Genomic DNA, 12,907 nt, shown 5'->3' with positions numbered 1-12,907 from the left:
CCGGTGTGACGGCGGTCGGCCGGGCCGGCCCGGTGGGCCCGGTCACCGGCGTGCCGGGGCGGCGGTGAGCCGGGTGAGGACGGCGTCCGCCTCGGTGACGATCCCTTCGATCAGCTCCGCACAGCTCGGCAGGTCCTCGATGACGCCCACGACCTGTCCCGAGGCGAGGGTGCCGACGTCGGCCCGTCCGTCGACCATGCTCGCGCGCAGCATCATGGGCGTGTTCGCCGCCATCAGGACCTGCGACCAGCCGAGGTCGTGGTGGCGGCGCCGCATCGCCAGGCCCTCGCGCACCAGGGCGGTCCAGGTCAGCCCGGACATCCGGCGGAAGGCGACGGCGTGCCGCACGGACCGCGCCAGCCGGGACACCGCCCGCTCGTCGAGCAGCCGCTCCACCGGTTCGGTGCGCAGCACGCGCTGCGGGACGCCGTCCAGCACCGAGGTGACCACGGTGTCGGTGACCCCGCGGCGCAGATACTCGGCCTTCACCGTGTCCGGGACGGTGCTGTCGCTGGTCAGCAGGAAGCGGGTGCCCATCGCGATGCCGACGGCGCCCTGGGCGAGCGCGGCGACCAGGCCCCGGCCGTCCCGGAAGCCGCCGGCGGCGATCACCGGGATGTCGACGGCGTCCACCACTTGCGGGAGCAGGATCGACGTGGGCACCGCCCCGGTGTGGCCGCCTCCTTCGTGGCCCTGGACGACCACCGCGTCCACGCCCCACGCCTGCACCTTCTCGGCGTGCCGGCGGGCGCCGACCGTCGGGATGACCACCAGCCCCGCCTCCTTGAGCCGGTGGATGACGCGTTCGTCGGGAGCGAGGGCGAACGAGGCGACCCTGACGCCCTCGCGCACGAGGAGTTCGCCGCGTTCGAGGACGTCGGGCGCGTCACCGCGGAGGTTGACGCCGAACGGGGCGTCGGTGCGCTCGCGCACGGCGCGCACGGCGGCGCGGGTCTCCTCCAGGGTGAGCGTCGCACCGGCCAGGATGCCGAGGCCGCCCGCCGCCGCCGTGGCGGCCGTCAGCTCCGGACCGGAGACATGTCCCATGCCGGTCTGCACGATGGGGTGGCGGACGCCGACGAGGTCGCACAGCGCGGTGTGCAGGGCGGGATGGACGGCGGCGGTCATACCGGGCTCCTTGTCACCTGTCGTCACAGCCGTTCGAGGATGGTCACGTTGGCCTGGCCGCCGCCCTCACACATGGTCTGCAGGCCGTAGCGCCCGCCGCTGCGCTCCAGTTCGCCCAGCAGTGTGGTCATGAGCCGGGCGCCGGTGGCGCCGATGGGGTGGCCGAGGGCGATGCCGCCGCCGTTGACGTTCACCTTGTCCGGGTCGGCGCCGGTCTCGGCGATCCAGGCCGCGACGACCGGGGCGAATGCCTCGTTCACCTCGAACAGGTCGATGTCGTCGATGGACATCCCCGCCCTGCGCAGGGCGTGCCGGGTCGCCGGGATGGGGCCGGTGAGCATCAGGACCGGGTCGTCGCCGCGGACCGAGAGGTGCCGTATCCGGGCCCGTGGGGTCAACCCGTGCTCGGCGAGGGCCCGTTCGGAGGCGATGAGCAGGACCGAGGCGGCGTCGCAGACCGGGGAGGCGAGCGCCGCGGTGATCCGGCCGCCCTCGACGAGCGGGGGCAGCGCGGCCATCAGCTCCGGTGAGGTGTCGCGCCGCGGGCATGCGTCGGTGTCGAAGTCGCCGACCGGCTCGATCTCGGCCTTGAACCGGCCGGTGTCGATCGCGCGCACCGCCCGCCGGTGGCTGCGCCAGGCGTAGTGCTCCATGTCCTCGCGGCTCAGCCGCCATCGTGCGGCGATCAGCTCGGCGGCACGGAACTGCGAGACCTCCTGGTCGCCGTAGCGGGCGCGCCAGCCGGGCGACTCGGCGAACGGGGTGCTGAAGCCGTAGCGCCGGCCCAGCGTCATGGCGGCGGATATCGGGATGGCGGACATGTTCTGCACTCCGCCCGCCACGATCAGGTCGGCGGTCAGCGACATCACCGCCTGCGCCGCGAAGTGCACCGCCTGCTGGCCGGAGCCGCACTGCCGGTCGACCGTCACACCCGGGACGTGCTCGGGCAGCCCGGCCACCAGCCACGCCGTACGGGCGATGTCGCCGGCCTGGGAACCGACGGTGTCGCAGCAGCCCAGGATCACGTCGTCGACGGCACCGGGGTCGACGCCCGTGCGGCGCAGCAGCGCGCCGATGACATGGGCCGCGAGGTCCGCCGAGTGCAGCCCGGCGAGGGCACCGCCGCGGCGTCCCACGGGAGTGCGGACGGCGTCGACCACATAGGCGTCGGCCACGGTTGCCTCCTTCTCGGACGTGCCGGTTCGGGTGTGCCGCTCGTGCGCGCCGGTTGGTGCGTACCAGTGTGTGTGCCTTGTGCGTGTGTGCCGGTTCAGGGGTGCCGGCTGCTGACCGACACGACCTCGCCGGTCATGTACGAGGAGTAGTCGCTGGCCAGGAACACCATGACGTTGGCCACCTCCCAGGGCTCGGCGGGCCGGCCGAACGCCTCCCGGCCCGTGAGCGTGTCGAGCAGTTCCTCGGTCGTGACCTTCGCCAGGAACGGATGCAGGGCCAGGCTCGGGGACACCGCGTTGACCCGGATCCCGTGCCCGGCCAGGTCCAGCGCGGCGCAGCGGGTGAGGGCCATCACCCCGGCCTTGGCCGCCGCGTAGTGCGCCTGCCCCTCCTGGGCCCGCCAGCCCACCACCGAGGCGTTGTTGACGATGACACCGCGCCGGCCGGCGCGGACCATCCGGTGGCCGGCCGCGCGGACGCACCGGAAGGTGCCGGTGAGGGTGATGTCCAGGACCCGTGACCACTCGGCGTCGCTCAGGTCGAGGACGCTCGCGGTGCCCCCCAGCCCGGCGTTGTTGACCATGACGTCGACCCCGCCGAACGCGTCCGCCGCGTCCAGCAGACTGCCGACCTGGCGCTCGTCGGTGACGTCGCAGACCACCGCGGCCACCCGGTCCTTGCCGAACTCCTCGCCCAGCGTGCTCAGCGCCGCGGCGAGCCGGCGCTCGTGCACGTCGCCCAGCACGACGGCGCCCGCGTCCTCCTCCAGACAGCGGCGCACCATCGCGGATCCGATGCCCGCGCCCGCCGCGGCGGTGACCACCACGGTCTTGCCCGTGAGCAGGCCGTGCCCGGGCACATAGTCCGGCACGGACGGCCCGCCTCCGCTCCAGTTCGGGTCCACGCTGGCCACCGTACCCCACCAAGCATTTGTTTGGTCAATGCCTCTGCCGCCGGTGCTGTCGGCCGAAGTTGCCGCGCCGCAAGGGCGGTTGGGTCTGGTGACATGGCCAAGCAAGCGCTAGGTTGTAGCGCGCCCGGCTCCCCGGATCCCGGCGCGGTACCGTGCGAGAGGAGGACGTCATGGGTGACAAGTCGATGTCCCTGGACGACTTCGCGGCGACGATCGAGTCGGGCATGACCGTCGGGATCGGCGGCTGGGGGTCCCGGCGCAAGCCCATGGCGCTGGTGCGCGCGCTCCTGCGCAGCGACGTACGCGACCTGACCGTGGTCTCGTTCGGCGGCCCCGACGTCGGCCTGCTGTGCGCCGCGGGCAAGGTGCGCAGGCTCATCCACGGCTTCGTCTCGCTCGACAGCATCGCGCTCGACCCGCACTTCCGGGCGGTGCGGGAGCGGGGCGCCGTCGAGACAGCGGAGTACGACGAGGGGATGCTCGTCACCGGCCTGCGGGCCGCCGCGTGGCGGCTGTCGTTCCTGCCCACCCGTGCCGGACTCGGCTCCGATGTGCCGGCCATGAACCCGGACCTGGTGACGATCGCCTCCCCGTACACCGGCGAGGAGTACGTCGCGATGAAGGCGCTCCCGCTCGACGCGGCCCTCGTGCACGTCAACCGGGCCGACGCGGCGGGCAACGCCCAGTACCTCGGCCCGGACCCGTACTTCGACGACCTCTTCGCGATGGCCGCGGACCGCTGCTATGTGAGCGCCGAGCGGGTCGTGCCGCCGCGGGAGCTGCCGGCCGCGGGTCCCGCGCAGTCCCTGCTGATCAGCCGCATCTTCGTGACCGCGGTGATCGAGACGCCGGGCGGCGCCCACTTCACCTCCTGCGAGCCCGACCACCCGCGGGACGAGGCGTTCCAGGCGTACTACGCCACGGCCGCCCGGGACCCCGCCACTTGGCGGCTGTTCAGGCGGACGTTCCTCGACGGGGACGAGGCGGACTACCACAAGGCCGTGGCCGGCTTCCACGCCGAGCGCGGCGGACCGGACGGCACGGCGAGGGGGCGGCGATGACCGGGGTCACCCGGGCCGAGGTGTGTGCCGCGGCCTGCGCCGACGCCTGGCGGGACGCCGGGGAGGTGCTGGCCCACGCGGTCGGCGTCCTGCCCGGCATCGGGGCGCGGCTCGCGCGGCTGACGACCAATCAGGACCTGGTCCTCACCGACGGCGAGGCGTACTGCATGAGCGAACCGCCGCCGCTCGGCCGGACCGCGGCGCACGGCGGTGTCATCGAGGGCTGGGTGCCGTTCGGCCGCGTCTTCGACATCGTCGCCGCCGGCCGGCGGCACAGCATGATGGGCGCTGCGCAACTCGACGCGTACGGCAACCAGAACATCGCCCTCATCGGTGACTGGCGGCACCCCACCCGGCAGCTCATCGGGGTGCGCGGCGCCCCCGGCAACACGGTCAACCACCGCACCGACTACTGGGTGGCCCGGCACTCGCCCAAGGTGTTCGTGGAGAAGGTCGACGTGGTGTGCGGGGTGGGCAACGACCGCGCCAGGGCGGTCGGCGGGCTCCGGTTCCACGACCTCGGCGTGGTGATCACCGACCTGGCGGTGCTCGACTACGGCGACGACGGACGGCTGCGCATCCGCTCGGTGCACCCCGGCGTCACGGTCGCGGAGGTCCGCCGGCACACGGGCTTCGACCTGGCCGCGGCCGGTGCCACCGAGACCCGGCTGCCGGACGCCGCGGAACTGCGGCTCATCCGCGAGGTGATCGACCCGGAGGGGCTGCGCGACCGGGAGGTGCCGGACGCCGGGCCCGGCGTCACGGGGCGGTGAGCCCGCCGTACAGGACGCGGAGGTACTGCTCGGCGACGGCCTCGTGCCGGAACCTGCCGCGCGGCCGGTACCAGCGCACGGCGCACCACACGGTGTCCCGGATGAACCGGTAGGTCAGGCTCGCGTCGACGTCGGCGCGGAACACCCCCGACCGCTGACCGGCGGTCAGGGCGCGCAGCCAGATCTTCTCGATCTTCCGGCCCATCTGGTCGACGTACTCGAATCCGGGCTGGCCGCTCAGCGCGCCCGACTCGTTCTGGTAGAGGGCGACGGCCTGCGGTGTCTCGTGGATGACCGTGAACGAGTGCTGGACGAGCTGGTCCAGCACCTGCCGGGGGTCCTGCGCCTCCCGCTCGATCGCGGTGAAGCGCTCCAGCAGCCGCCCGAGGAAGTCGTGCAGGATCTCGTGCAGCATCTCCTCCTTGGAACTGAAGTGGTGGTAGAGACTGCCCGACAGGATGCCCGCCTCGTCGGCGATGTCCCGGACGGTGGTCTGTGCGTAGCCGCGGCCGGCGAACAGGCCGGCCGCGATCTGCAGCAGCTCCGCCCGGCGGTCCGAACCGCCGCTGCCCGCCCGCGTGCCGTTGCGGGCCGCCGTGCGCGCCGGGCGCCGTACCGCCATGTCGTCGTCCCTCCCGCCGGGTTCGGCCCCGGCCGGCCAGTGTGCGCTCCATCGTGCCACAGGGCCCCGGGGCCACCGCGGGCCCGGACCGGCTCCGGCCCGCCCGCGCAGGGGGCACGGGCCACCGCGGGCCCTGACCGGCTCCGGCCGGCCGCGCCGGCACACCGGCCACCGCGCACCGGCCCGCGTTCACCCCTCGTGCGTGCGTGCGGCCCGTGCCCCGGCGTTGGGTGTGTGCCGCAGGAAGGCAGGCCACTCGCCGCCGCCGTCGACGTTGAGGACGGCACCCGTGATGTGCGCGGCGAGCGGCGAGGCGAGCATCACACAGGCCGCTCCGATGTCCTCGGGCCGGGCGAAGACCCCGCGCGGGATCGTGGCCGCCACCCGGGCGGTCTGCTCGGCGTCGCCGTAGTGGCCGGCCGCCCCCGGTGTGGCCACGAGACCGCAGCTGACCGCGTTGACCCGCACCCGCGGCGCCCACTCCACGGCCAGGCTCGCGGTCAGGCTCTCCAGGGCCGCCTTGGCCGCCCCGTAGACGGCCGTTCCCGGACTGGGCCGCCGGGCGCCGATGGAGGTGATGTTCACGACGACGCCGCCGTCGTCCTGGCCGTCCATGACCGGGAAGACCTCCCGGCACACGAAGACCGGGGCGAGGAAGTTGAGGTCGGTGACCCCGCGGTGGAAGCGGGGCGAGGCGGTGGCGAAGTCGGCGAAGGGCGCGCCGCCCGCGTTGTTCACCGCGACGTCGATCCGGCCGTGCCGCGCGGCGGCGTCCGCCACCCAGCGGGCCACGGCGTCCGGGTCGCGGACGTCGACCCGGCTGAAGCGGGCCGCCCCGCCGCCGGCCCCGGGGCGCACCCGCGGCGTGGTGCGGCCGCAGATCTCGACGCGGGCCCCCGCCCTCAGGAACACCGCCGCGATCCCGGCGCCGACGCCCCTGGTGCCTCCGGTGACCAGGACGACCCGGTCCGTCATGTCCAACTGGAGCGGCATGGCGCCACCCTAGCGCCGCCGACCAAACAAACGCTAGGTCGGTGACCGCGCCGCGCGCGGGCGCACAGAGCGGCCGGCCGCCGCCGCGCGGACCGGCCGCCGGGCGCCTGAGCAGGTCCGGTGAAGTCCGCTGCGGTGCGACAGCGCCCCGAAGGGGCGCGGGGCTGTATCGATATGCGGCTCCGCCGCGCGGGCACGACCGGCCGCAACGGCGCCGTGGACGATCGACGGCATAGCGCGGCATTTCCAGCGGAGCGCTTGGCGCGTCGGGGCGAGGGCGGCTTCACCTGCGGCATCGCTACGCTCGACAGCACGATGAACAACAATCTGACCCCCCTGGGACCGAAGGCCGACAAGGCGACGGTCAGACGGCACAACCTCAGCCTGGTGCTGCGGGCCGTGCACGACGCGGGCGAGGCGACACGGGCCGGGATCGCGACGCGCGTCGGCCTGACCAGGGCCGCCGTGTCCTCGCTCGTCGAGCAGCTGCTGGAGTACGGCTTCGTCACCGAGTGGGGCAAGACGAGCAGCGGCCAGGTGGGGCGCCCCGGCACCGTGCTCAAGGTGGCCAGGACCGGCCCCGCGGGCCTTGGCGCGGAGATCAACGTCGACTACATCGCGGTGTGCGTCGTCGATCTCGCCGGCACGGACCGCGTCCGGCTCGTGGAACACGTCGACAACCGCCTCGTCGAGCCGTCCGAGGTGCTGGCCCGCGCCGCCCAGCTGGCCGCGCGGGCCCTCGGGTCGGCCGCCGAGCAGGGTCTCGTCCCGGCCGGCGCGCATGTCGCCGTGCCGGGCCTGGTGACCGGCGGCACCGTGCGCCAGGCACCCAACCTGGGCTGGACGCGGGTCGCGATCGAGGGGCTGTTCGCCCAGGCGCTGCTCGCGCTGCGGCCCGCCCACCGCCCGCTGCCGGTCAGCTCCGACAACGAGGCGAACGCCGCCGCGCTCGCCGAGCTGTGGTACGGCGCCGGCACCGAGGGCGTGCGCAGCTTCCTGTATCTGACCGGGGAGATCGGCATCGGCGGCGCGCTGGTGCTCGGCGGCGAACTGCTGCGCGGCGCGCACGGCTTCGCCGGGGAGATCGGGCACATGGTGGTCGACCCGGACGGTCCGCTGTGCCGCTGCGGGGCCCGGGGCTGCCTGGAGCAGTACGCCGGGCAGGCCGCGCTGCTGAAGGCCGCGGGCATCGGCACCGACGCGGGCCTGCTGGGCGTGGCCGAGCTGCGGCGGCGGGCCGGGCGGGCGGATCCGGCCGTGCTGTCCGCGATCGAACGGGCCGGACGGCAGCTCGGTGTCGTGGTGTCGGGCGCGGTCAACCTGTTCGACCCGGACGCGGTGATGCTCGGCGGCATCTACCGGGAGCTGATGAACTGGCTCGCGTCGTCCGTGGAGGCGGAACTCGCCCGCCGGGTGGTGTCGGGCCTGTGGCACAAGGACCGTACCCGGCTGCGGGCGTCGTCCCCGCTGGGCGACGCGGCGCGCGGCGCGGCCGGCGTGATCGTACGCGAGGTGCTGGCCGATCCGGTGGCGTACGCCGAGCGCGACGTGGACTGAGCCGATCAGCGGGACTACCGGGAAGCGGCCGGCCGCGGGGGAGCGGAGGGGGCCGCCGGGTCCGGTCGGCGGCCCCGCGCCGTCAGCTCCGGCCCGGCTGGGCGGCGATCATCGCCCGATACCAGTGGTAACTGTCCTTCGGGGTGCGCCGCTGGGTGTCGTAGTCGACCCGGACGATGCCGAAGCGCTTGGCGTAGCCGAAGGCCCACTCGAAGTTGTCGAGCAGGGACCACACGTAGTAGCCGCGCACGTCGACGCCGGCGTCCATGGCCGCCCGCAGCGCGGACAGATGGTCGCGCAGATAGGCGACCCGGTCGCCGTCGTGCACACCGCCGTCGGCGCCCACCGTGTCGTCCTCGGCGGAGCCGTTCTCCGTGATGTGGATCGGCGGCAGCGCCCGGCCGTACCGCTGCTTCAACGACACCAGCAGGTCCGTGAAGGTGTCCGGGGCGACCGGCCAGTCCATCGCCGTGTGCCGCACGCCCGGCAGGCGCACCTCCGCGTAGCGGTTGTCCGTTGCGGTGCGCTCGGCGGGATCGGCCTGCCGCAGCGGGGCGTCGGCGACCACGATGGGCCGGTAGTAGTTGACGCCGAGGAAGTCCAGCGGCTGCGAGATCAGTTCGAGGTCGCCGTCTTGCCTGAAGTCCTGACCGGTGATCAGCTCGCCCCAGGTGTCCTCCTCCGTGTCCGGGTAGCGGCCGACCAGCAGCGGCTCGGTCCAGACGAGGTTGTGCTGGGTGTCGGCCCGGACGACCGCCGCCAGGTCCGCGGCGGAGCCGGAGGCCGGCAGATTGCGGTCGAGGTTGAGGGTGATGCCCACCTCGCGCACCCCCGCCGCCCGCAGCTCCCGCACGGCCAGGCCGTGGCCGACCAGCAGATGGTGGGCGGCGGCCAGGGCGCCGCGGCCCTCGCGGGCGCCGGGGGCGTGCCGGCCGATGGAGTAGCCGAGGAACGCGCTGCACCACGGCTCGTTGAGGGTGATCCAGCGCGGCACCCGGTCGCCCAGGTGCGCGGCGACGGCGGCCGTGTACTCGGCGAACCGCTCCGCCGTCGCGCGCACCCGCCAGCCAGCCTGGTCCTCCAGCGCCTGCGGCAGATCCCAGTGGTAGAGGGTGGCGGCCGGTTCGATGCCCGCCGCCAGCAGTTCGTCGACAAGCCGGGAGTAGAAGTCCAGGCCCTTGGGGTTCACCGGGCCGCTGCCGTCGGGCACGATGCGCGGCCAGGCGATCGAGAAGCGGTACGAGCCGACGCCCAGGTCGCGCAGCAGGGCGACGTCCTGCGGATAGCGGTGGTAGTGGTCGCAGGCCACGTCTCCGGTGTCGCCGTCCGCCACCAGGCCGGGGGTGTGGCTGTAGGTGTCCCAGATCGACGGGCCGCGGCCGTCCTCCCGGGCCGCGCCCTCGATCTGGTACGAGGCGGTCGCGGCGCCGAACACGAAGCCGGGCGGGAAGGCGGGGAAGTCAGTCATACGGGAAAGCCCATCTCGATGCGGACGGTGGTCACTTGACGGAACCGCCGGTGATGCCGGCGGCGATGTACTTCTGGGCGAGGACGAGCAGGATCGCCGCCGGGATCGCGGACAGCACGGACGCGGCCATCACCGAGCCCCAGTCCCCGACGTGGGCGCCGATGTACTGGTAGATGCCCAGCGTCACCGGTTTGACGTCGTCGGTGGTGTTCAGGGTGAGCGCGAACATGAAGTCGCTCCAGGAGAACAGGAACGCGAACAGCCCCGACGTGATCAGGGAGTTGCGGCTCATCGGCAGCACGACCCGCACGAAGGTGCGCACCGGGCCCGCGCCGTCGACCTGGGCGGCCTCGATGACCTCGCCCGGGATCGACACCATGAAGGAGCGCATCAGCACGATCGAGAAGGGGATGCCCAGCGAGGCGTCCGCGAGCATCAGGCCGAAGTAGGAGTTGACCAGGCCCAGGTCGACGTACGAGTTGTACAGCGCGTTGGCGATGACGATGCCCGGCACCATCTGGGTGATCAGCGTGCCGAACACGATGGTGCGCGAGCCGCGCAGGCCGAACCGGGCCAGCCCGTACGCCGCCGGTGCCGCGACGGCCAGACAGATGACGACGGCGCCGAGCGAGACCACCAGCGAGGTCAGCAGGTGCCCGCCCTGGTCGGTCAGGGCCTTGGAGAAGCCGGACAGGTCCAGGCTGCCCGGCACCGGGTCGACCTGGAGCAGGCCGGACTCGGGCTGGAGCGCGGTGTTCAGCATCCAGTACAGCGGGAAGAGCATCACGCACAGGATGAGCACGCCCGCCACGGTGGAGCCCAGGCGCCGCCTGGGGCCCCGCGGCGTGGCGGCGACCGGAGTGTCAGCGGCCATCGTGGATCACTTCCCCTCGGTGCGGTTGGCCCGCAGATAGAACACCGCGAACACGGCGGAGATCAGGATGAGTATGTTGCCGACGACCGCGCCCGCCCCGAAGTCCAGCTGGACGAACGAGTTCTGGTAGGTGAGCGTGCCCAGGGTCTGGGTGGCGTCGGCGGGGCCGCCGTCGGTCAGCGCCAGGATCAGGTCCAGGATCTTCACGGTCGACATGAAGCCGAGCACGAGGACCACCGTGATCACCGGTCGCAGCATCGGCAGGGTGATGGAGCGGAACGTACGCCAGGCCGAGGCGCCGTCCAGGGCGGCCGCCTCGTACAGCTCCCTGGGGATCTCCTGCAGACCGCCGTACAGGATGACCATGTTGAACGGGATGCCGATCCAGATGTTGACCAGGATCACCGACAGCAGCGCCATGCCCGGGCTGGTCAGCCAGGGGGTGTGGCCGCCCAGGCCCAGGGTGTCGAGGAAGGAGTTGAGCACCCCGGTGTCCTGGTCGAGGATGCGCCGCCACACGATGCCCGACACCACCATCGGCACCAGCCAGGGCAGCAGGATCAGCGAGCGCAGCACCCCGTTCAGCGGGAAGCGGCGGTTGAAGAACACGGCGAGCGCGAGACCGATGCAGAACTGTCCGAGCAGCGAGCCCGCGGTGAAGACAAGGGTGTGCCACAGCGCCTTGCCGAACAGGGCGTCCTGGAACACATGGGACCAGTTGTCGGCGCCGTTGAAGGGGGCGTCGCCGGTGAAGAACGTCTTCGGTGTGTAGTGCTGGAAGCTCATCACGACGTTCCGGACGAGCGGGTAGCCGAAGAACAGGAGCATGAAGACGACCGCGGGGGCGACGAACCCCCACTGGGCGAGCCGGCGCCGGCGCCGCTGCCGGGCCGGGTTCGGTGCGGTGGCCGCGCGGGAGGCCCGGGCGGCGGCCGGAGCGGTGACGGTGGACGTGGTCATGTGCGCGTACCTCAGTTCCCGCTCGTGGCCCGCTGCTGGGCCCGCGTGAGGGCGGCCTGGCTTGACTGGCCGGTCAGGGCGGACTGGAAGGCGCTCTGCAGGGCGAGCGAGACGCTCGACCAGCCGGCGCCGAGTTTGGCCGTACGGGACCGTGCGGCGGCGACCTGGTCGGCGAGGGCGTCCAGTTCGGGCACCCGCTTGCGCCAGACGGCGGCCGCCTTCTCGTTGGCCGGGACCATCCAGCTGTTGAGCGCGTACGTCAGCTGCTCCTTCTCGCCGGACAGACACGCGACGATCCGGGCGGCCGTCCGCTCCCGCTGCCGGTCCCCGGTGTTGGGCACGGTGAGCACGGCGCCGCCGAGCGGGCCGACCGACGCGTCACCGGCCTTGGGCACCGGGATCTGGGCGATGCCCCAGTGCAGGGACTTCTTGGTGTTGAGGGTCTCGACCTGCCACGGCCCGTTGATCATCATGGCCGCGTTGCCCGCCATGAACTGGTCGTTGACGTCCGCCTGCGTCCAGCTGACCGTCGACTTCGACAGCGAGCCGTCCTTCAGCAGGCTCTTCCAGTAGTCGAGGGCGGCCACCACCTGCGGGCTGTCCAGCCGGGTCTCGTCACCGCCGTTGGACCACATGAACGGGGTGAACTGGAAGACGCCGTCCTCGGCGCCGCCCGCGCTGAGCGCCACGCCGTAGCGCTTGCCCTGGGTGAGCTTCTGCGCGGTCGCCCGCAGCTCGGCCCAGGTGGTGGGGACCGGCAGCCCGGCCTCGTCGAGGACGTCCTTGTTGTAGAAGAGCGCGAGGGTGTTCACGGACCGGGCCGCGCCGTAGTACGTGCCCTTGTAGGAGCCGAAGTTGACGATGCCCTCCGGGATGTCCCGGGTGCTCAGCCCGAGCGTTCTGAGGTCGACCAGACCGCCGGCCTCGGCGAAGGTCGGCATCTCGGAGGCGTCGAACTGCACGATGTCCGGCAGGGACTTGGAGGAGGCCATGCGCAGCGCCTTCGTCATCACCTGCGCGGCCGGAACGCTCTGCTGCTCGATGGTGACGCCCAGCTGCTTGCCGCAGCGGCCCATGGCCTCGGCGTCCCAGCGGTGGTACGACTCGTCGGTCGAGGAGTTCATCACGGTGTAGACGCGGGCGTCGCGCTGCTGTCCGCAGCCGGTCAACGCCGCCGCGACGACCAGGACGGAGACTGCGGCGAGCGGCGCGACGACTCGGCGCGAGCGTTCGCGCCCGCCGCGCCCGGCGGCGGGAGGATGTGCTGTCACGGTGGGTGCCCTTGGGTGCGAGGGGGTGCCGGCCCGCCCGCACGACCACTGTGTCGCACGGGGGTTGGGGGAGTGGTCCGCGGGCACCGGCCGGCCCGCGGCGGGGCTCAG

At 73.1% G+C, this 12,907-nt stretch carries 12 protein-coding genes; 3 read left to right on the top strand and 9 right to left on the bottom strand.

Features of this window, described 5'->3' with window-relative positions:
- Positions 1 to 42: 42 nt before the first annotated feature.
- The 3 genes from AC27LF_RS39275 to AC27LF_RS39265 form a co-directional block, all read right to left on the bottom strand.
- On the bottom strand, positions 43 to 1,128 hold the full coding sequence (locus AC27LF_RS39275; RefSeq protein WP_479661106.1) for an NAD(P)H-dependent flavin oxidoreductase: 1,086 nt from the start codon (positions 1,126 to 1,128) through the stop codon (positions 43 to 45).
- 23 nt (positions 1,129 to 1,151) lie between these two features.
- A complete protein-coding gene (locus AC27LF_RS39270) occupies positions 1,152 to 2,303 on the bottom strand; it encodes an acetyl-CoA C-acetyltransferase (RefSeq protein WP_479661105.1) in 1,152 nt (383 codons plus the stop codon).
- 95 nt (positions 2,304 to 2,398) lie between these two features.
- Complete coding sequence (locus tag AC27LF_RS39265; protein WP_479661104.1) at positions 2,399 to 3,208, bottom strand: SDR family oxidoreductase; 810 nt, start codon at positions 3,206 to 3,208, stop codon at positions 2,399 to 2,401.
- A gap of 179 nt (positions 3,209 to 3,387) precedes the next feature.
- Between AC27LF_RS39265 and AC27LF_RS39260 the strand changes: the two genes are divergently transcribed.
- Both AC27LF_RS39260 and AC27LF_RS39255 read left to right on the top strand, forming a co-directional pair.
- Positions 3,388 to 4,278, top strand: a complete 891-nt coding sequence (locus AC27LF_RS39260) for a CoA transferase subunit A (protein ID WP_479661103.1) — start codon at positions 3,388 to 3,390, stop codon at positions 4,276 to 4,278.
- Positions 4,275 to 5,051, top strand: a complete 777-nt coding sequence (locus AC27LF_RS39255; protein WP_479661102.1) for a CoA-transferase subunit beta — start codon at positions 4,275 to 4,277, stop codon at positions 5,049 to 5,051. Before AC27LF_RS39260 ends, AC27LF_RS39255 begins: the two co-directional genes overlap by 4 nt.
- Here AC27LF_RS39255 and AC27LF_RS39250 read toward each other — a convergent pair.
- Together AC27LF_RS39250 and AC27LF_RS39245 are read right to left on the bottom strand one after the other, a co-directional pair.
- Positions 5,038 to 5,673 carry a TetR/AcrR family transcriptional regulator gene (locus AC27LF_RS39250; protein WP_479661101.1) on the bottom strand — a complete coding sequence of 212 codons (636 nt, stop codon included), beginning with the start codon at positions 5,671 to 5,673 and terminating at the stop codon, positions 5,038 to 5,040. The two genes, AC27LF_RS39255 and AC27LF_RS39250, sit on opposite strands and share 14 nt — an antisense overlap.
- Before the next feature lie 189 nt (positions 5,674 to 5,862).
- Positions 5,863 to 6,666 (bottom strand): SDR family oxidoreductase, encoded by an 804-nt coding sequence (locus AC27LF_RS39245; protein WP_479661100.1) that lies wholly within the window; start codon positions 6,664 to 6,666, stop codon positions 5,863 to 5,865.
- A 315-nt stretch (positions 6,667 to 6,981) separates the two neighbouring features.
- Here AC27LF_RS39245 and AC27LF_RS39240 point away from each other — a divergent pair, with 315 nt between their 5' ends.
- Positions 6,982 to 8,223, top strand: coding sequence for an ROK family protein (locus AC27LF_RS39240; RefSeq protein WP_479661099.1), 1,242 nt, complete (start codon positions 6,982 to 6,984; stop codon positions 8,221 to 8,223).
- Positions 8,224 to 8,305: 82 nt separating this feature from the next.
- Here the strand turns inward: AC27LF_RS39240 and AC27LF_RS39235 are convergent, their stop codons facing one another.
- The 4 genes from AC27LF_RS39235 to AC27LF_RS39220 are packed head-to-tail and all read right to left on the bottom strand — an operon-like array spanning position 8,306 to position 12,796.
- Positions 8,306 to 9,691 (bottom strand): GH1 family beta-glucosidase, encoded by a 1,386-nt coding sequence (locus AC27LF_RS39235; protein ID WP_479661098.1) that lies wholly within the window; start codon positions 9,689 to 9,691, stop codon positions 8,306 to 8,308.
- Between the two features lie 31 nt (positions 9,692 to 9,722).
- Positions 9,723 to 10,565 (bottom strand): carbohydrate ABC transporter permease, encoded by an 843-nt coding sequence (locus tag AC27LF_RS39230; protein ID WP_479661097.1) that lies wholly within the window; start codon positions 10,563 to 10,565, stop codon positions 9,723 to 9,725.
- 6 nt (positions 10,566 to 10,571) lie between these two features.
- The gene (locus tag AC27LF_RS39225; RefSeq protein ID WP_479661096.1) at positions 10,572 to 11,525 is read right to left on the bottom strand and encodes a carbohydrate ABC transporter permease; all 954 of its coding nucleotides are present in this window, start codon (positions 11,523 to 11,525) and stop codon (positions 10,572 to 10,574) included.
- Positions 11,526 to 11,536: 11 nt separating this feature from the next.
- Positions 11,537 to 12,796 carry an ABC transporter substrate-binding protein gene (locus AC27LF_RS39220; RefSeq protein WP_479661095.1) on the bottom strand — a complete coding sequence of 420 codons (1,260 nt, stop codon included), beginning with the start codon at positions 12,794 to 12,796 and terminating at the stop codon, positions 11,537 to 11,539.
- Between the last annotated feature and the right edge of the window lie 111 nt (positions 12,797 to 12,907).

Source organism: Streptomyces diversicolor (assembly GCF_057537855.1).
This window is presented reverse-complemented; position numbering and strand designations above follow the sequence as displayed.

What these genes read in the sequence shown, in the direction of transcription:
- AC27LF_RS39235 (WP_479661098.1), bottom strand. Translation starts at nt 9,691, where the DNA reads ATGACTGACTTCCCCGCCTTCCCGCCCGGCTTCGTGTTCGGCGCCGCG.
- AC27LF_RS39275 (WP_479661106.1), bottom strand. Translation starts at nt 1,128, where the DNA reads ATGACCGCCGCCGTCCATCCCGCCCTGCACACCGCGCTGTGCGACCTC.
- AC27LF_RS39250 (WP_479661101.1), bottom strand. Translation starts at nt 5,673, where the DNA reads ATGGCGGTACGGCGCCCGGCGCGCACGGCGGCCCGCAACGGCACGCGG.
- AC27LF_RS39245 (WP_479661100.1), bottom strand. Translation starts at nt 6,666, where the DNA reads ATGCCGCTCCAGTTGGACATGACGGACCGGGTCGTCCTGGTCACCGGA.
- AC27LF_RS39240 (WP_479661099.1), top strand. Translation starts at nt 6,982, where the DNA reads ATGAACAACAATCTGACCCCCCTGGGACCGAAGGCCGACAAGGCGACG.
- AC27LF_RS39230 (WP_479661097.1), bottom strand. Translation starts at nt 10,565, where the DNA reads ATGGCCGCTGACACTCCGGTCGCCGCCACGCCGCGGGGCCCCAGGCGG.
- AC27LF_RS39225 (WP_479661096.1), bottom strand. Translation starts at nt 11,525, where the DNA reads ATGACCACGTCCACCGTCACCGCTCCGGCCGCCGCCCGGGCCTCCCGC.
- AC27LF_RS39260 (WP_479661103.1), top strand. Translation starts at nt 3,388, where the DNA reads ATGGGTGACAAGTCGATGTCCCTGGACGACTTCGCGGCGACGATCGAG.
- AC27LF_RS39255 (WP_479661102.1), top strand. Translation starts at nt 4,275, where the DNA reads ATGACCGGGGTCACCCGGGCCGAGGTGTGTGCCGCGGCCTGCGCCGAC.